We start from the raw sequence: 16,413 nt of genomic DNA on the forward strand, positions 1-16,413 counted from the left end.
ATCCGGATGCCGGGCCGGACGCCGGCCGACCGTGCCGTTGCCGGTCGGTCAGAGGTCGAGGACGACCTCGGAAGTCGGTTCGCTGCAGCAGACCAGGACGGTGCCGGGTTCGGGGAGTTCGAGGGGCGGGGTGGTGTAGGCGACCTCGCCTGCCACGAGGTGGGTGATACAGGTGTGGCAGACACCGGTGCGGCAGGACCAGCGGGTGGGGATGTCGCAGGCTTCGGCGAGATCGAGGAGCGCGGCACGGGCCGGCGACCAGGGGGTGGTGATCCCACTGCGGGCGAAGGTGACGAGCGGACCGGTGCCCGGGGGGCCGGGTGGTTGGTGCGGTCGGACGGCGGCCGTGGGCGTCATGCCGGGGTTGACGGCGGGGAGGGCGCTGAACTGTTCCGTGTGGATCCGCTCGGGGCGCAGACCGTGCTCGCGCAGGAAGCCGCCGAGGTCGTCCATGAAGGCGGCCGGTCCGCAGAGGTAGGCGTCCGCGTCGGCGGGGACGCCCAGCGCCGCGAGCGAGAGGGCACTCGGGCGGCCCTGGGCGATGTGGGCCTCGCCCGGAAGTGGGGCTTCGGCGGTGTAGTAGATGTGCTCGTGGCCGTCGGGGAGCAGCGCCAGGAGTCCGTGGCTCTCGCCCGCGAAAGCGTGGTGAGCGCGGTCGTGGGCGGTGTGGATCCACCAGACGGAGCGTGGGTCCCGGGTGGCGGCGAGCTGATGGAGCATGGCGAGCACCGGAGTGGCGCCGATCCCTGCGGAGACGAGGACGACCGGGCGGGTGCCTTCTTCGAGTACGAACGTCCCGCGTGGGCTGGCGATGTCCACCAGCTCGCCGGGACGGAGCGTGCCGTGGATGTAGCCGCTGACCTGCCCGTGGGGCTCGTGCTTGACGCTGATGCGGTAGGTACCGGCCGTGGGTGCGGAGGACAGGGAGTAACTGCGCACCGCGGGGGCGGCATCGCCGACTGCGAGACGGATGGAGAGGTACTGGCCCGGACGGGCCTCGGGTAGGGGTGTGCCGTCGGTGGTGTCGAGGTAGATCGAGGAGATGGTGGGGGTCTCGGGGACGATGCGGGCGACGCGCATGGCCTTGAAGCCCGGCCATCCCGGCTCCCCTCTGGGCTGCTGGGTGCCGGTGCGTTCCCTTGGCCATCCTGGTTCCTGCTCGGGCTGCCGGGTGGCGGCGAGTTCGCGGAAGGACTGCTGCCATCCGGGGCTGAGGGCGGGGATGTTCAGCGCTCTGCGCAGCTTTGCCGGGTCACGGTCGGGCAGATAGAGCAGCGCGTCGGTGTCGGCGACGCTGAGTTCTTCCGGGCCCCTGCGGGTGAGGGTGATCTCGTCGCCGGCTTGGACGTGTCCCTCGGTGATCACGCGCAGGTAGAAGCCGGGGCGGTGGTGGGCGACCAGCAGGGCGGCCATGGTGGGTTCGCCCAGGCGCATGCCGACGCGGTAGCAGGTGACACGCGGCTGGGTGACTTCGAACTCGGCTTCGCCGATGCGGTACCGGTCGCCGATGCACACTTCGTCGTCGGGCAGGCCGTCGACGGTGAAGTTCTCCCCGAAGATCCCGAAGGTCAGGTCGTCGCGACCGAGCTGCCTCTGCCAGTACTGGTAGGACTGCAGCTGGTAGACGAGGACGGCGCGGATCTCACCGCCGTGTCCGGCCAGATCTCCTTGGCCGTCTCCGTCGACGTTCAGCCGCCGGACCATACGAGAGCCCTGGACGGGGGCCTTCCAGGCTCCGGTGTGGACGGTCCTTCCCTGCCAGGACACATCCTTGGGCGTCCCCACGTTGACGGACAGCAGCGTCGCCATTGCGGACCTCCTGCGGGGTGGCCGGCTGGGGCAGTCCCTCATGGCGCCGTGATGTGTGCGCTCGGACCGAGCCTAGTTCTGTGTCGGTGCCGCCGCGATTCCGAGAGAGGCTGGCTACCCGGCCTCCCACCTCGAGACCATCACCGTGCGCGTGAAGCCGTGGCGCGCGGGCCCCGCGTCCGAAACCGGATGCACAACACGGCACCCACCTGCCATGCTCCGTTCCCATGCCCGCACGACGCGTCAAGCCCAGCCGCTGCATCTCCGTCGACATCGAGGCCGACGGCCCGATCCCGGGGCCGTACTCGATGCTCAGCCTGGGCGCGGCCGTCGCCGGCACCCAGGACGCCGACGGCTTCCGCGCGGCCGACCCCGAGCAGCAGACCTTCTACCGGGAACTCCGGCCCATCTCCGACGAGTTCGTCCCCGACGCACTGGCGGTCAGCGGCCTGGACCGGGCGCGGCTGCAGACCGAGGGCGCGGAACCGGGAGCGGCCCTCACCGAGTTCAGCGCCTGGGTCCGCGAGGTGAGCGCGGGCGCGCAGCCGGTGATGTGCGGGTACCCGGCGTCGTACGACTGGACGTTCCTGTACTGGTACCTGATCCGCTTCACCGGCGAGAGCCCCTTCGGCCACTCGGGCTGCCTGGACATGAAGACGCTGTACGCGACCAAGGCTGGGCTGCCGTTGCGGGCGGTGGCCAAGGGCACCATGCCGAGGCATCTGCTGTCCCTCCGCCGGCACACGCACCACGCCCTCGACGATGCCGTCGAACAGGCCGAACTGCTCGCCAACCTCATGGCGTGGCCGGGTCCTGCCGCGTAGGCACCGGGTCCTGCCGCGTAGGCACCGGGACCTGGTTGAAGCCGTAGTAGAGGGCGATCAGGCCGTGGGCGGCGAGGGTGAGGGGGGCCGAGACGAAGGCCAGGCCCACTGTCAGCGGGTAGGCCAGGGAGCCCAGGGCGAAGCGGGCGCGGGTGGCTCTGGCCGCGGGGACGTCCACGCGGGAGTCGAAGAGGTGGCCGGTGCGGGTGAGGTGCCACCACAGGGCCTGGAAGGTGAGGGCCATCACCACCATCACCAGGCTGTAGACGGCGGCGGCCACGTGGGAGGCCTTGTCCTCGCGCAGGTACTCCGCGAGCATCGCCGTCGGCCACGGCACCGCGGCGACCACCATCAGCACCAGCAGGTTGAGGAACATCAGCGTGCGGTCGACGCGGGCGACGTAGCTGAACACCTGGTGGTGGTTGATCCACATGATGCCTATGACCAGGAAGCTGACCACATAGGCGGCGTAGGAGGGCCATTGAGCGCCCAACGCGTGCCAGAGGCCGCCGTGTTCACCGACCTCGGGGACCTTGATCTCCAGGATGAGCAGGGTGATGGCGATGGCGAACACGCCGTCGCTGAAGGCCTCGACGCGGCCGGACTCGTTCATGCGGCCAAGCCTGCCCCAAACGACGGCACGGGGTACGGCTTCCGCCGTACCCCGTGCCGGATCGGTGGGCCGGGTCAGTGCGCCGGGGCGAGTTCCTCCCCGGACTCCATCGGGTGGGTCACGTCCTGCGCCTCACGGCCCTTGCCCAGGTGATTGAAGACCAGGTTGAGCAGGACCGCCGCCACGCAGCCCGTCGAGATGCCCGAGTCGAGGACGATCCTCGCCGTCTCCGGGAAGGCGTGGTAGAAGTTCGGTGCGGTGATGGGGATCAGGCCCACCGCCAGGGACACCGCGACGATCAGGACGTTGTTGTCCTTCTCCAGACCGGCCCGGACCAGGGTCTGGATGCCGCTGGCCGCCACCGAGCCGAAGAGGACGACGCCGGCTCCGCCGAGGACGGGACGCGGGACCACCGCGATCAGCGAGGCGGCCATCGGGCACAGGCCCATCAGGACCAGGAAGCCGCCGCCGACGGCGACGACGAAGCGGCTGCGGATGCGGGTCATGGCGACCAGCCCGATGTTCTGCGCGAAGGCGCTGCACATGAAGCCGTTGAAGAGGGGGCTGAGGGCCGAGCCCAGGGTGTCGGCGCGCAGGCCCGCCGCGATGGTCCTCTCGTCCGCCGGGCGTTCGACGATCTCGCCGAGCGCCAGCATGTCGGCCGTGGACTCGGTCATCGAGACCACCATCACCACGCACATCGACAGGATCGCGGCGACCTGGAACTGCGGTGCGCCGAAGTGGAACGGGGTCGGGAAGCCGATCACGTCCGCGTCCGCCACCGGCCCGAAGTCCGTGACCCCGAACGGTATCGCCACCAGGGAGCCCGCGATCAGGCCCAGCAGGACCGCGATCTGCTTCACGAAGCCCCGGGTGAAGCGGCGCAGGGCCAGGACGATCAGCAGGGTGATGCCGGCCAGGCCGAGGTTGGTGGCCGAACCGTAGTCGTGCGCGGCGGGGTTGGGGCCCTGGGCCCAGTTGAAGGCGACCGGCAGGAGGGAGACGCCGATCAGGGTGATGACCGTACCGGTGACGACCGGCGGGAAGAAGCGGACCGCCTTGCTGAAGAAGGGGGCCGCGAGAAAGCCGAGGAGGCCTGCGACCATCACGGCGCCGAAGATGACCGGCAGCGCGTCGGACTTGTCGTGCGCGGAGGCGACGATCGCCGTCATCGGGGCCACCCCGGCGAAGGTGACGCCGTTGACGAAGGGCAGCCGGGCGCCGACCTTCCAGATGCCGAGGGTCTGCAGGAAGGTGGCGAGGCCCGCGGTGAACAGGCAGGCGCCGGTGAGGAAGGTGAGTTCGGTGCCGGAGAGGCCTACGGCCGCGCCGACGATCAGGGGCGGGGCGACGACTCCGGCGTACATGGCGGCCACGTGCTGCAGGCCGCTCGTCGCCATCTTGAGTGCGGGGAGTTTCTCGTCGACTGGGTGGGTCTCGTCGACGGGGTCAACGATCTGAGCGGTCACGGCGGCTCCTCCGGTCGCGGTTAGACACGTCGGCTCTGACGTGGGTTTCAAGGAGGTGGTGCGCGACGGTCGTGCGGGACCGGGGGCCCATCGGGGGCCTGGGGACGGTGACCGTTCCGGGGCGCGCGCGTGAACACGCGCCCCGGAGACGGCCGCCATGGACCCCGCTCGGGTCCACGGCTGCCGACCGGGAGCCGTCCCTCCCGGCCGGAGTCCGGCGGTGGCTCAGCTCTGGGCGGCGATCCGCGCCAGGCGCTGGGCCTCGTCCCGCGTGGAGCGGGCGATGGCGTCCTCGTCGACGGTCAGCAGGCGGCCGTCCTCGACGATCTGACGTCCGTTCACGAAGGAGGCGGTGACCGGGGCCGCAGCTCCGAAGACCAGCGCGGTCACCGGGTCGGCGATGGAGGCGTGGGCGAGGGTGTCCAGCTTCCACAGCACCAGGTCGGCCAGCTTGCCGGCCTCCAGCGAGCCGGTCTCGGCCGCGCGGCCCAGCACCTGGGCGCCGCCGTAGGTGCCGAGGCGCAGCGCCTGGCGGGCGTTGAGCGCGGCCTCGCGGTGGCTGCCGAGGCGGTTGATCAGCAGGGCGTTGCGCAGTTCGGTGTGGAGTTCACCGGACTCGTTGGAGGCGGTGCCGTCGACGCCGAGACCGACCGGGACGCCCGCCTTCAGCATGTCGGGGACCCGGGCGATGCCGGCCGCGAGGCGGGCGTTGGAGGAGGGGCAGTGCGCGACACCCGTCCGGGTGCGGGCGAAGGCGGTGATGTCGGAGTCGTTCATGTGGACGCAGTGCGCCATCCACACGTCCTCGCCGAGCCAGCCGGTGGACTCGAAGTAGTCGGTCGGGCCCATGCCGAACAGCTCGTGGCAGAACTTCTCCTCCTCGACCGTCTCCGAGCCATGGGTGTGCAGGCGCACGCCGAGGCGGCGGGCCAGCTCGGCGCCCTGACGCAGGAGTTCGGTGGAGACGGAGAACGGCGAGCAGGGGGCCACGGCCACCTGGGTCATCGCGTCGAAGGAGGCGTCGTGGTGCTCCTTGACGGTCGCCTCGGTCGCGCTGAGGGCGCCTTCGAGGGTCTCGACGGCGAAGTCCGGGGGCAGGCCGCCGTCCTTCTCGCTGCGGTCCATGGAGCCGCGGGCCAGGGTGAAGCGGACACCCGTCTCGCGGGCGGCGCGGATGATCGCGCCGGACAGGTCGCCGGAGCCCTGCGGGTAGACGTAGTGGTGGTCCATGGCGGTGGTGACGCCGCCGCGGGCCATCATCGCGAGCGAGCCCTGGGCCGCCGCGTACGCCATCGGCTCGTCGATGCGCGCCCAGGTGGGGTAGAGCGCGACCAGCCAGTTGAAGAGGTTGTGGTCCGTGGCCAGGCCCCGGGTGATCCACTGGTAGAAGTGGTGGTGGGTGTTGATCAGGCCGGGGGTCACGAGATGCCCGGTGGCGTCGATACGGCGTACGACGTTCTCCAGGCCCTCGGGGGCCTTGCCCGCGCCGACCGCCTCGATGCGGTTGCCGGCGATGACCACGTACCCGGAGGCGTACTCGGTGTCGGTGGCGTCGACGGTCGCGATCGAACAGTTCTCGATGACGATGCGCTGGGCTGCTGCCATGATTCGTCCTTTTCGCTCAGCGGACTGAAGGGGGAGGGCACGGCAGGACCCTAGGAGTTTTGAGTGCCGTGACCGGGGAGGCGCCCCCCGGTCACGGGTGCCGAAAAAAGTGGGATGTGTCAGAGGTTGGTGAGGTCCACCGGGATCTTCGGCTCGCAGCCGTCCCGGAGGATGGTCGCCTCGATCAGGCCGTAGGGCCGGTCGGCGGCGAAGTAGACCTCGTTGTCGTTCTTGAGCCCGAAGGGCTCGAGGTCGACCAGGAAGTGGTGCTTGTTCGGCAGGGAGAAGCGGACCTCGTCGATCTCGCTGCGGTTGTTGATGATGCGCGAGCCCATCTGGTACAGCGTCTGCTGCAGGGACAGGGAGTACGTCTCGGCGAAGGCCTGGAGCATGTGCTTCTTGACCTGCTCGTAGGACTTCTCCCAGTTGGGCATCTTCTGCTCGTCGTCGGTCCAGTTGAACCGCCAGCGGCCGGAGACCTGGGTGGCCAGGATGCGGTCGTACGCCTCCTGCAGGGTCGTGTACTTGTCCTTGACGTAACCCCAGAACTCGGAGTTCGTCGAGTTCATGACGACCAGGTCCTTCAGGCCGGAGATGACCTCCCACTTCTCACCGTCGTAGGTGATCTGGGTGACGCGGGTCTCCTGGCCCTTGCGGACGAAGGAGTGCTTGACCTCGTCCGCGCCGATGAACCTGGAGTTGGCGTCGGAGGTCTCGATCCGCTCCCAGGCGTACTCCTCGATGCGGATCCGCGCGATCTTGATCGGCTCCTGCGAGGTGACGAAGTGCCGGGCGAGGTGGATGCCGAACTGCTCGGCGGACTCGATGCCGTGCTCCTTGGCGAACGCGTACACCGTGTTCTTGGTGGTGTCGGTCGGCAGGACGCTGGCGTTGGAGCCGGAGTAGTGGACCTCGTCCATGTCGCCGCTCAGCGCCACGGAGACGTTGAGGTCCTTGATGTGGTGGGTGGCGCCGTCCCGCGTGATCTTTACGACTCGGTTCTCGGCCTTGCCGTACTGGTTCTGTCCCAGGATGACAGGGCGGGCAGGGCGGGAATTGTCGGTCATTTAGCTAGCTCCCTCGGTAAACGGAGTAGCCGAACGGGTTGAGCAGCAGCGGCACGTGGTAGTGCTCCCCGGGGTTCACGGCGAAAGTGATCGCCACCTCGGGGAAGAACACGGAACCGCTGTCCCGATTCGCGGGGGCGTCCTGCTGCGCATCGGCTTGCTTCTTCTCGAAATACGCCTCGACCGCGAAGTCGAGCCGTACGTGTGTCGTACCTTCCGGCAGGTCCGGAAGGTCCTTGCACCGGCCGTCGGCGTCGGTCGCGGAGCCGCCGAGCGCCTGCCAGTCCGCATTGCGCCCGGCGCGGGCGGAGAGCTGGACGGCGACGCCCTCGGCGGGGCGGCCGACGGAGGTGTCCAGGATGTGCGTGGACACGGAGGCGGTGGTGCTGGTGCTCATGGTCTCAGGCGTCCTCTTCGACGAGTCGGGCCAGTCGGATGCGGTTGATCTTGCCCAGCTCGGTGCGGACGATCTCCCGCTCCTGCTCCGGCGAGTTGCCGATCCGCCCCTTGACCGCGTCCCGCATCTGCTCGCCGGTACGGCCGGTGGCGCAGATCAGGAAGACATGGCCGAACTTCTCCTGGTAGGCCAGGTTCAGTTCGAGCATCTCCGCCTTGAGCTCCTCGGTCGCGCCGGCCATGCCGCGCTGCTCACGCGCGGAGGTCGGGTCACCGGGCTTGGGGCGGCCGATCGGCGGGTGGCCGGCCATCGCCTCTTCCAGGTCCGCGGTGCTCAGCTCGGCCATGGCGGCGTCACTGGCGGCGTAGAGGTCGTCCGCGGCGGCGTACGGACGGGCGACGAGCAGCCGCCGGCCCCATTCGGTGGAGGCGCACGCCTCGTGGAGGGCGGCGAGGGCCGCGTGCTCCTCCAGGACGTTGAACCGGGCCAGGCCCGGGGGCGTGGAAGTCGTAGTCACGGGAGCCTCCGTGGCCGGAAACGGCCTTCGTGCTGATCGGGCTGCGAACAGCTAACGCCCTCCGAAACACGACGTCAACACTTTGTTGAAAATTCCGCGTAACAAGGCGGGAGGCACCCAGAGGTCGTCAGGCGCCCTTCTCCCGGTTGAGGTAGTTGTAAACCGTGAAGCGGCTGACGCCCAGCGCGCTCGCCACGGTCTCCACGCCGTGCCGCACGGCGAAGGCGCCGCGCGCCTCCAGTATCCGTACGACCTCCTGCTTGGACTTGCGGTCCAGGTCGGCCAGGGGCCTGCCCTGCTTGCGCTCCATGGCGGCGAGGATGTGGTCGAGGGAGTCGGCGAGCTGGGGCAGGCGTACGGCGACGACGTCGACGCCCTGCCAGGCGAGGACGACGTCCTCGGGGCCGGCCTCGTCGGGCGGGAGCATCTCCCCGCCCATGGAGTCGACCAGCGGCTTCACGGCCGTGATGAAGGGCTCGTCCCCGTTGCCGATCATTCGCCCGCTCCGATCACGTTGACCTGCAGCGAGATCCGGGTGGCACCGGCTTCCAGCGTCTTGCGCAGCAGCGCGTCCACGGCGGTCAGCACCGCGTCGGCGCCGCCCTCCGCCGTGTTGCCGAACGGACCGACGTCCACCGCGTCCAGCTCCGCCGCCTCGATCACCTCGCGGGCCGCCAGCGCGTGCGCGGGCGCCTCGTCCAGGTCGAAGGGCTCGGTCGTGAACTCCACTCTCAGTCGCACTGTGCCCCCATGGCATCTGCTCCGACCCGCGCGTTCCGCCAGGTCCGCGGCGACGGGGGTCGGACCGCCCGGCCGCTTGGGGAGACCTTAACGGACGTGCGTGCCGACCCGGCCTCCCGAGAAGGTCCGGCTTTCCCACGGGTTCAGCGGCCTTCTGCGGCCTTCTGCGACTTCCCCGCGACGGACGGACCGCCCGCCCGCGTAGAGCAGGGGACGGAATCCGTACAGGGAGGGATCACGAGGTGCGCACATTCGGGACAGGCGTGTTCAGAGGTGCCAGGGGTACGGCGATCGCGGCGGCGGCCATGGCCGCGCTGACCGCGTCCCAGGGGCCGGGGGCGGTGCCGGCGCGGGCCTCGGAGCCCGCGCGGAGGCCGGCATCCACGGAACACGGGCCGAGCGTGTCCGGTGACACCCCGTACCGCACCGATCTCCCGCCGCTGCGGACCGGGGCACCGAAGCCCCGCTCGACGTCGGGAGTGCCGGGCGGGGCCCTGCCCGCGACCGTGTTCGCCGCGTACCGGCGCGCCGAGTCGGAGCTGGCTCGCACCGCGCCCGGCTGCCGGCTGCGCTGGCAGCTGCTGGCCGCGATCGGCCAGGTGGAGTCCGGGCAGGCGCGGGGCGGCCGGGTGACCCCGGACGGCAGGACCGTGACGCCGATCCTCGGGCCCCGGCTGACCGGCGGCGCCTTCGCCGTCGTCCGGGACACCGACGGCGGCGCCTACGACGGGGACGCGGTGTACGACCGGGCGGTCGGCCCGATGCAGTTCATCCCGTCGACCTGGGCCCACTGGGGCGCGGACGGCAACGGTGACGGGCGCACGGACCCGGACAACGTCTACGACGCGGCGCTCGCCGCCGGCCGCTATCTGTGCGCCGGCGGCCGGGACCTGTCGGACCCCGCCGAGCTGGACCGCGCGATCCTCGGCTACAACCGCTCGGAGGCCTATCTGCGCACGGTCAGGGCCTGGTACGACTACTACCTGACCGGACACCGGGTGGTGCCGGACCGGCGGGCCGAGGCCCGGGACCGGACCGAGCCGTCCCGCCCGCAGACCCCGAAGCCCGCGCCGAAGCCGTCGGACGACCGGAAGCCGGGCCCGGGCCCCTCGCGCACGCCGTCGACACCGCCCGCGGCGCCCTCCCCCTCCCCGTCCCGTACGCCCGACGCCCCGAAGGCGTCGCAGACGCCGCTCGTCCCCCTCCCCGAACCGACCCTCACGCTGCCCGGCGGCATACTGCCCGACCCCGACCCGCTGACCAGCAACGGCTAGAAAACGATGCGCCTCGTCCCCTCCACAACCGCGGATACTCGACGGTAATGTCGCCACCCGCCGGAAGCACCGACCGGTGGGTGAGCGCAAAGGGGCCCTCATGGCGACGGACACGCCTGCGGACACACAGGCCGCCGACGAGCGTTGGCAGCGCATGTGGAGCCACCGTGAGCAGTTGCTCAAGGTGGCCCGGCGCCGGTCGATGAGCCTGGAGGACGCCGAGGACGCCGTGCATGAGGCGATGCTGCGCGCCGCGGAGCGCCCGGAACTCGACGACGAGGGCCTCGGCGCCTGGCTGACCACCGTGACGATGCGGCTGTGCGTCGACCGGCACCGGCAGGTCAACCGAGAAGCCGAGGTCAGCGGAAGCCCCACGCTCCACGCACCGGGCCCCGTGCCGGTCGAGGAGGCGGTGTGCGACCGGGCCGAGGCGCAGTGGGTGGCCGTCCGCAGCGGGGAGCTGCCCGCCCGGCAGGCGGAGGCCCTGCGGCTGAAGTCCGAGGATCTGGACGTGAGCCAGGTCGCCGTACACATGGGGCTCAGCTACCGGACGGTCGAGTCGCTGCTGGCCCGGGCTCGGCGGACGCTGCGCGCCTCTCTGGCCGGGACGCTCGGGGTGGTGCTGTTCCTGCTCGGACGCGGGCGGCCGCGCGGGGCGGGGAAGGCCCAGGCCGTGGCGGTCACCTCGACCGCGGCGACTCTCGCGGTGGCGGGGTTCGTGCTGCCGTACGCGCTCGACGGGGGCGGTGGCGCGGGTGCTCCGGCTCCGCGGCCTGCCGCGTCCAGCGGGGCACAGGTGCTCCGGACGGACAGCACCCGGCAGGTACGCGCTCCAAAGACGCCCAGGCCCCCGGCGACGGCCGCCCCGAGGCGGGCGGCGACTCAGTCACCCACCGACCGATCAGTCGTGCCTCTCTCCGTGCCGCCTCTGCCGAAGGTCTCGTCGCCTCCGCTTCCGAAGCTGCCGGTGGAGTCGGCGGTGCCGTCGCTCCCCTCGGTGCCGCCGCTCCCCTCGGTCACGGGCGCTCCCCCCGTACCGTCCGTTCCCGTCGCCGTGCCCACGCCGTCCCTGAAGCTGCCGTGACCAAGCTGCCGTAACCCCCCGTCAACGCGTCCGAAAAAAATCTTGCCTCCGCCGCGACGGACGCCCCGCCCCTCCCCGTAGAGCAGATGTCGGAGCTGCTCCACGGGCGAAGGGTGGGACCGGATGGGTGTCGAGATCTGTGTGGAAGGGCTGACCAAGTCCTTCGGTCACCAGGTCATCTGGCAGGACGTCTCGCTGACACTGCCCGCCGGCGAGGTGTCGGTGATGCTCGGCCCCTCGGGGACGGGAAAGTCGGTGTTCCTCAAGACGCTCGTCGGGCTGCTGAAACCGGAACGCGGGTCGGTCAAGGTCGCGGGCCGGGACATCACCGAGCTGCGTGAGCACGACCTCTACGAGGTGCGGAAGTTGTTCGGCGTGCTGTTCCAGGACGGCGCGCTGTTCGGCTCGATGAACCTGTACGACAACATCGCCTTCCCGCTGCGTGAACACACCCGCAAGTCCGAGAGCGAGATCCGGCGGATCGTGCTGGAGAAGATGGACATGGTCGGGCTGATCGGTGCCGAGGGAAAGCTGCCCGGCGAGATCTCCGGCGGTATGCGCAAGCGGGCCGGGCTGGCCCGCGCCCTGGTGCTGAACCCGGAGATCATCCTCTTCGACGAGCCGGACTCGGGCCTCGACCCGGTGCGCGTGGCCTACCTCAACCAACTCATCGTCGATCTCAACGCGCAGATCGACGCGACCTTCCTGATCGTCACGCACGACATCGCCTCGGCCCGCCAGGTCCCGGACAACATCGGGCTGCTGTTCCGCCGTGAGCTGGTGATGTTCGGGCCCCGCGAGGAGCTGCTGACCAGCGACGAGCCCGTAGTACGGCAGTTCCTGAACGGCCGCATGCAGGGGCCGATCGGCATGGCGGAGGAGAAGGACGCGGCGCAGGTCGAGCAGGAGCTGGCGCAGATCGACGAGCGCGGAGCGGTCGAGGGCCTTCCTCCCCGACTGCTGCCGAGCCCCGGGATCACCCGCCCGCCCCGCTGGGAGGCCATCGCGAGACGGGAGGCCGAGCTGCACCGGGAGGAGGTGAGCGGCGCATGAGTCTCTCCCCGACGGGTGCGCTGCGGCACTCGGGCAACCTGTTCGCCATGGCGCTGGACGTCGTCCGGACCCTGCCCCGACGGCCCTTCCAGGCAAGGGAGTTCATCCAGCAGGCGTGGTTCGTCGCCAGCGTCACGATCCTGCCGACGGCTCTGGTGTCGATCCCCTTCGGGGCCGTCATCGCACTCCAGATCGGCAGCCTGACGAGGCAGTTGGGCGCGCAGTCCTTCTCCGGTGCGGCATCCGTGCTCGCCGTCCTGCGCGAGGCCTCGCCGATCGTCACCGCGCTGCTCATCGCGGGCGCGGGCGGCACGGCGATCTGTGCGGATCTGGGGGCCCGGAAGATCCGGGACGAGATCGACGCGATGCAGGTGCTGGGCATCGACCCGATCCACCGGCTCGTCGTCCCGCGCGTGCTGGCGTCCATGGTGGTTGCCGTGCTGCTCAACGGCCTGGTGTCCGTGGTCGGAGTGGCCGGCGGCTACTTCTTCAACGTCGTTCTGCAGAACGGCACCCCCGGCGCGTACCTGGCCTCCTTCACCACCCTCGCCCAGCTGTCCGACCTGTGGGCCGCCGAGATCAAGGCGCTGGTGTTCGGAGCCATCGCGGCGATCGTCGCCTCGTACAAGGGACTGACCGCGAAGGGCGGCCCGAAGGGCGTGGGCGACGCGGTCAACCAGTCCGTGGTGATCACCTTCATGTTGCTGTTCGTGACGAACTTCGTGATGACCGCGGTGTACTTCCAGATCGTTCCGCAGAGGGGTTAGCCGATGCGACCACAGAGACTCCTCGAACGCCCGCTGCGCTCCCTCGAAGAGCTGGGCACCCAACTCTCCTTCTACGGACGCTCGTTGGCATGGACGGGCCGCACCCTGCGCCGCTACAAGAAGGAGATCCTGCGGCTGCTGGCCGAGGTCAGCTTCGGACGCGGTGCGCTGGCCGTCGTCGGCGGCACGGTCGGCGTCATCGCCTTCCTGTCCTTCTTCACCGGCACCGAGGTCGGCCTCCAGGGCTACGCGGCCCTCAACCAGCTCGGCACCTCCAACTTCGTCGCGTTCCTGTCGGCGTACTTCAACACCCGGGAGATCGCCCCGCTGGTGGCCGGGCTCGCCCTGTCCGCGACCGTCGGAGCCGGCTTCACCGCACAGCTCGGCGCGATGCGCATCAGCGAGGAGACCGACGCGCTGGAGGTGATGGGCGTGCCCTCGCTGCCGTTCCTGGTGACGACGCGGATGGTCGCCGGTTTCGTCGCGGTGATCCCGCTGTACGTCATCGGGCTGCTGTCGTCGTACCTGGCCGCCCGCACCATCACCACCGGCTACTACGGGCAGTCGACGGGCACGTACGACCACTACTTCCACCAGTACCTGCCCCCGGTGGACGTGCTGTGGTCCTTCGGCAAGGTGATCGTCTTCGCCGTCCTGATCATCCTGGTGCACTGCTACTACGGCTACTACGCGAGCGGCGGTCCGGCGGGGGTCGGCGTCGCGGTGGGGCGCGCGGTGCGGACGTCGATCGTCGCCATCAACGTCCTGGACTTCTTCCTGAGCCTCGCGATCTGGGGCGCCAACACGACCGTACGGATCGCGGGGTGAGGCCGATGAGAGTGCTGAGACTCCGGTTGTACGGCATCGCGTTCATCGCCGTGCTCGCGCTGCTGCTTTCGCTCGCCGTGGCCGTCTACCAGCAGGCGTTCACGCCCGTCGTGCGGATCACCCTGGAGGCCGACAGCCTCGGCAACCAGCTCGATCCGCGGGCCGACGTCAAGCTGCGGGGGCTGCTGGTCGGCGAGGTGCGCGAGGTGCACGCGGACGGCACGAAGGCCACGCTCGACATCGCGCTCAAGCCCCAGTACGTCTCGTACATCCCCTCCGACGTCCACGCACGGCTGCTGCCCAAGACGCTGTTCGGCGAGAAGTACGTCGACCTGGTGGCACCCGCCCGCTCTGCGGCCCGGCCGATCCGTGCTGGGGACGTGATCACCCAGGACCGCACAACGGTCGGCATCGAGGTGCAGCAACTGATGAACGACCTGCTGCCGCTGCTGCGCACGGTCAGGCCCGGTGAACTGAACGCCACCCTCTCGGCGTTCGCCACCGCGCTGGAGGGCCGCGGCGACCGGATCGGTGACAACCTCACCCGCGTCGAGGGCTATCTGCGCCGCCTCAACCCGCATCTGCCGTCGCTCCAGGAGGACATCGCGAGGTTCGCCGATGTCGCCGAGGTGTACGGCGACGCCGCCCCCGACCTGATGCGGATCCTGCACAACACGGTCACCACCAGCCGCACGATCGTCGAGCAGAAGGACCGGTTGGCCGCCGCGCTCCGCACGACCGCCACGGTCGCGGGCACCGCGGACGGCTTCCTCGCCGAGAACGGCGACCGGCTGATCACCCTCGGCCGGGTCTCCCGTCCCACGCTGGAGCTGTTCGCCCGCTACTCCCCCGAGTACCCGTGCCTCTTCCAGGGCCTGGTCCGGCAGGAGAACGCGTCGGAGGACGCGTTCCGGGGCGGCGAGATGCGGATCACCCTCGAGGTCGTCCGGCCGCAGGCCGCGTACCGGCCCGGCGAGGAGCCGCGCTACGGCGAGCGGTCCGGACCGAACTGCCGGGGCCTGCCCCATCCGCAGGTGCCCGGCCCGAAACCCCATCTCAACGACGGTACGTCGGCCGGAAGTCCGGGCGGCGCACTCCCCGGAGGTGTCGACGTGTCCGCCACCCCGGCCGAGCAGCGGGCCGTCGGCTCGCTCGTGGCCCCCGTCATGGGCGTCCCCGCGGACGAGGTGCCGCCCGTCACCACCCTGCTGTTCGGGCCGCTGGTCCGCGGGACGGCGGTGAGCGTCGCATGAGGACCACAGGAGCCCGGCAGACCGCCGCCCCGCTGATCAAGTTCAGCCTCTTCACGCTGGTCACCATCGCGGCGACGGCCCTGCTCGCCGCGACCGTCGTCAACGTCTCCTTCACCCCGAAGGACACGTACCACGCGGTGTTCACCGACGTGACCGGGCTGGAGGAGGGCGACGACATCCGGGTGGCCGGGGTGCGGGTCGGCGAGGTCGAGGGCATCCGGATCAAGGACCGGACGCTGGCCGAGGTCACCTTCACCGTCGCTGCGGACCGCCCGCTGCTGACCAGCAGCCACGCGGTCGTCCGCTACCGGAACCTGGTCGGGCAGCGGTACATCGCGCTGACCGAGGGCGCGGGCGACGGCACGACCCGGCTGCGGCCGGGCGGCACCATCCCGCTGTCCCGGACCCGGCCCGCGCTTGACCTCAACGCCCTGCTGAACGGCTTCAAACCGCTGTTCGCCGCGCTCAGCCCGGGCGACGTCAACCAGCTCGCCACCGAGATCATCAGGACGCTGCAGGGCGAGGGCGGCACGGTGAACAGCCTCCTCACACACACGGCCTCCCTCACGACGACCCTCGCCGACCGCGACGAGCTGATCGGCTCGGTGATCGACAACCTCAACACCGTGCTGGCGACGCTCGACAGGCGCGGCTCCCGTTTCTCCGGGCTGCTCAAGCAGCTCCGGCGGGTGATCTCCGGGCTGTCCGCCGACCGCAAGCCCATCGGGGACTCCCTGACGAACATCGGCGCCCTCGCCGACGCCACCTCCGGGCTGCTGACGGACGCGCGCCCGCCCCTGAAGGACGACATCGCCGGTCTGACCGACCTGACCGGAACGCTGAACGACAACGAGAAGACCGTGGAGGGTGTGCTGAAGCGGCTGCCGAACAAGCTCGACGAGCTGACCGGGACGGCGTCCTACGGCTCGTGGTTCAACTTCTACCTCTGCGACTTCGACGGCCGGATCGTGCTGCCGAAGACGAAGCAGGTGCTCACTCCGGAGCTGCACGTGGCACGGGCGAGGTGCGGCGGATGAGCCTGCGTCTCCTGGGGCGGCGAGGCCGCCCCGAACCCCTGGTGAAGGTGCGCGTCCTGCCGCCCCAGCTGCCCA

At 70.4% G+C, this 16,413-nt stretch carries 18 protein-coding genes; 8 read left to right on the forward strand and 10 right to left on the reverse strand.

The window, feature by feature from the left end; translation table 11 throughout:
* Nucleotides 1-48: 48 nt before the first annotated feature.
* Nucleotides 49-1,809: an MOSC domain-containing protein gene (locus tag ACIF83_RS10615; RefSeq protein ID WP_393472909.1), complete on the reverse strand. Its 1,761-nt coding sequence runs from the start codon at nucleotides 1,807-1,809 to the stop codon at nucleotides 49-51.
* A 227-nt stretch (nucleotides 1,810-2,036) separates the two neighbouring features.
* On the opposite strand from ACIF83_RS10615, the gene ACIF83_RS10620 reads away from it, so the two are divergent.
* Nucleotides 2,037-2,633, forward strand: a complete 597-nt coding sequence (locus ACIF83_RS10620) for a 3'-5' exoribonuclease domain-containing protein (RefSeq protein ID WP_399725469.1) — start codon at nucleotides 2,037-2,039, stop codon at nucleotides 2,631-2,633.
* Here the strand turns inward: ACIF83_RS10620 and ACIF83_RS10625 are convergent.
* The 9 genes from ACIF83_RS10625 to ACIF83_RS10665 all read right to left on the reverse strand — a co-directional run bounded on the left by ACIF83_RS10625 (nucleotide 2,605) and on the right by ACIF83_RS10665 (nucleotide 9,427).
* Nucleotides 2,605-3,246, reverse strand: coding sequence for a TMEM175 family protein (locus ACIF83_RS10625; protein ID WP_399725472.1), 642 nt, complete (start codon nucleotides 3,244-3,246; stop codon nucleotides 2,605-2,607). The genes ACIF83_RS10620 and ACIF83_RS10625 overlap by 29 nt on opposite strands.
* A 74-nt stretch (nucleotides 3,247-3,320) precedes the next feature.
* Nucleotides 3,321-4,874, reverse strand: a complete 1,554-nt coding sequence (locus tag ACIF83_RS10630; RefSeq protein WP_399725475.1) for a nucleobase:cation symporter-2 family protein — start codon at nucleotides 4,872-4,874, stop codon at nucleotides 3,321-3,323.
* Nucleotides 4,875-4,940: 66 nt separating this feature from the next.
* Nucleotides 4,941-6,320: an 8-oxoguanine deaminase gene (locus tag ACIF83_RS10635; protein WP_393472921.1), complete on the reverse strand. Its 1,380-nt coding sequence runs from the start codon at nucleotides 6,318-6,320 to the stop codon at nucleotides 4,941-4,943.
* Between the two features lie 119 nt (nucleotides 6,321-6,439).
* On the reverse strand, nucleotides 6,440-7,387 hold the full coding sequence (pucL, locus tag ACIF83_RS10640; RefSeq protein WP_393472924.1) for a factor-independent urate hydroxylase: 948 nt from the start codon (nucleotides 7,385-7,387) through the stop codon (nucleotides 6,440-6,442).
* Between the two features lie 4 nt (nucleotides 7,388-7,391).
* On the reverse strand, nucleotides 7,392-7,784 hold the full coding sequence (gene uraH / locus ACIF83_RS10645) for a hydroxyisourate hydrolase (protein WP_393472927.1): 393 nt from the start codon (nucleotides 7,782-7,784) through the stop codon (nucleotides 7,392-7,394).
* 4 nt (nucleotides 7,785-7,788) lie between these two features.
* Nucleotides 7,789-8,301: a 2-oxo-4-hydroxy-4-carboxy-5-ureidoimidazoline decarboxylase gene (gene uraD, locus ACIF83_RS10650; RefSeq protein WP_399725480.1), complete on the reverse strand. Its 513-nt coding sequence runs from the start codon at nucleotides 8,299-8,301 to the stop codon at nucleotides 7,789-7,791.
* Between the two features lie 127 nt (nucleotides 8,302-8,428).
* Nucleotides 8,429-8,797, reverse strand: coding sequence for a helix-turn-helix domain-containing protein (locus ACIF83_RS10655; RefSeq protein ID WP_399725482.1), 369 nt, complete (start codon nucleotides 8,795-8,797; stop codon nucleotides 8,429-8,431).
* On the reverse strand, nucleotides 8,794-9,042 hold the full coding sequence (locus ACIF83_RS10660; RefSeq protein ID WP_361226935.1) for a hypothetical protein: 249 nt from the start codon (nucleotides 9,040-9,042) through the stop codon (nucleotides 8,794-8,796). Before ACIF83_RS10660 ends, ACIF83_RS10655 begins: the two co-directional genes overlap by 4 nt.
* 235 nt (nucleotides 9,043-9,277) lie before the next feature.
* A complete protein-coding gene (locus ACIF83_RS10665; protein WP_393472937.1) occupies nucleotides 9,278-9,427 on the reverse strand; it encodes a hypothetical protein in 150 nt (49 codons plus the stop codon).
* Between the two features lie 16 nt (nucleotides 9,428-9,443).
* On the opposite strand from ACIF83_RS10665, the gene ACIF83_RS10670 reads away from it, so the two are divergent.
* The 7 genes from ACIF83_RS10670 to ACIF83_RS10700 all read left to right on the forward strand — a co-directional run bounded on the left by ACIF83_RS10670 (nucleotide 9,444) and on the right by ACIF83_RS10700 (nucleotide 16,338).
* Nucleotides 9,444-10,316: a lytic transglycosylase domain-containing protein gene (locus tag ACIF83_RS10670; protein WP_393472940.1), complete on the forward strand. Its 873-nt coding sequence runs from the start codon at nucleotides 9,444-9,446 to the stop codon at nucleotides 10,314-10,316.
* Nucleotides 10,317-10,416: 100 nt separating this feature from the next.
* The gene (locus ACIF83_RS10675; RefSeq protein ID WP_399725486.1) at nucleotides 10,417-11,400 is read left to right on the forward strand and encodes an RNA polymerase sigma factor; all 984 of its coding nucleotides are present in this window, start codon (nucleotides 10,417-10,419) and stop codon (nucleotides 11,398-11,400) included.
* A gap of 123 nt (nucleotides 11,401-11,523) precedes the next feature.
* Nucleotides 11,524-12,453 carry an ABC transporter ATP-binding protein gene (locus ACIF83_RS10680; RefSeq protein WP_399725489.1) on the forward strand — a complete coding sequence of 310 codons (930 nt, stop codon included), beginning with the start codon at nucleotides 11,524-11,526 and terminating at the stop codon, nucleotides 12,451-12,453.
* A complete protein-coding gene (locus tag ACIF83_RS10685; protein ID WP_393472949.1) occupies nucleotides 12,450-13,220 on the forward strand; it encodes an MlaE family ABC transporter permease in 771 nt (256 codons plus the stop codon). The genes ACIF83_RS10680 and ACIF83_RS10685 overlap by 4 nt, the downstream gene beginning before the upstream one ends.
* 3 nt (nucleotides 13,221-13,223) lie before the next feature.
* Nucleotides 13,224-14,048 (forward strand): MlaE family ABC transporter permease, encoded by an 825-nt coding sequence (locus ACIF83_RS10690; protein WP_393472952.1) that lies wholly within the window; start codon nucleotides 13,224-13,226, stop codon nucleotides 14,046-14,048.
* 5 nt (nucleotides 14,049-14,053) lie between these two features.
* Complete coding sequence (locus tag ACIF83_RS10695) at nucleotides 14,054-15,301, forward strand: MCE family protein (protein ID WP_399725493.1); 1,248 nt, start codon at nucleotides 14,054-14,056, stop codon at nucleotides 15,299-15,301.
* The gene (locus ACIF83_RS10700) at nucleotides 15,298-16,338 is read left to right on the forward strand and encodes an MCE family protein (protein ID WP_393472958.1); all 1,041 of its coding nucleotides are present in this window, start codon (nucleotides 15,298-15,300) and stop codon (nucleotides 16,336-16,338) included. Before ACIF83_RS10695 ends, ACIF83_RS10700 begins: the two co-directional genes overlap by 4 nt.
* Nucleotides 16,339-16,413 lie beyond the last annotated feature (75 nt).

The organism is Streptomyces sp. NPDC085866 (assembly GCF_044541035.1).
Lineage (GTDB): Bacteria > Actinomycetota > Actinomycetes > Streptomycetales > Streptomycetaceae > Streptomyces.

Excerpts from the sequence above, each read along its gene's own strand:
- ACIF83_RS10675 (WP_399725486.1), top strand. The coding sequence starts at position 10,417 with ATGGCGACGGACACGCCTGCGGACACACAGGCCGCCGACGAGCGTTGG.
- ACIF83_RS10695 (WP_399725493.1), top strand. The coding sequence starts at position 14,054 with ATGAGAGTGCTGAGACTCCGGTTGTACGGCATCGCGTTCATCGCCGTG.
- ACIF83_RS10680 (WP_399725489.1), top strand. The coding sequence starts at position 11,524 with ATGGGTGTCGAGATCTGTGTGGAAGGGCTGACCAAGTCCTTCGGTCAC.
- uraH (WP_393472927.1), bottom strand. The coding sequence starts at position 7,784 with ATGAGCACCAGCACCACCGCCTCCGTGTCCACGCACATCCTGGACACC.
- ACIF83_RS10625 (WP_399725472.1), bottom strand. The coding sequence starts at position 3,246 with ATGAACGAGTCCGGCCGCGTCGAGGCCTTCAGCGACGGCGTGTTCGCC.
- ACIF83_RS10655 (WP_399725482.1), bottom strand. The coding sequence starts at position 8,797 with ATGATCGGCAACGGGGACGAGCCCTTCATCACGGCCGTGAAGCCGCTG.
- pucL (WP_393472924.1), bottom strand. The coding sequence starts at position 7,387 with ATGACCGACAATTCCCGCCCTGCCCGCCCTGTCATCCTGGGACAGAAC.
- ACIF83_RS10690 (WP_393472952.1), top strand. The coding sequence starts at position 13,224 with ATGCGACCACAGAGACTCCTCGAACGCCCGCTGCGCTCCCTCGAAGAG.
- ACIF83_RS10685 (WP_393472949.1), top strand. The coding sequence starts at position 12,450 with ATGAGTCTCTCCCCGACGGGTGCGCTGCGGCACTCGGGCAACCTGTTC.
- ACIF83_RS10615 (WP_393472909.1), bottom strand. The coding sequence starts at position 1,809 with ATGGCGACGCTGCTGTCCGTCAACGTGGGGACGCCCAAGGATGTGTCC.
- ACIF83_RS10620 (WP_399725469.1), top strand. The coding sequence starts at position 2,037 with ATGCCCGCACGACGCGTCAAGCCCAGCCGCTGCATCTCCGTCGACATC.
- ACIF83_RS10630 (WP_399725475.1), bottom strand. The coding sequence starts at position 4,874 with ATGGCGGCCGTCTCCGGGGCGCGTGTTCACGCGCGCGCCCCGGAACGG.
- ACIF83_RS10700 (WP_393472958.1), top strand. The coding sequence starts at position 15,298 with ATGAGGACCACAGGAGCCCGGCAGACCGCCGCCCCGCTGATCAAGTTC.
- ACIF83_RS10635 (WP_393472921.1), bottom strand. The coding sequence starts at position 6,320 with ATGGCAGCAGCCCAGCGCATCGTCATCGAGAACTGTTCGATCGCGACC.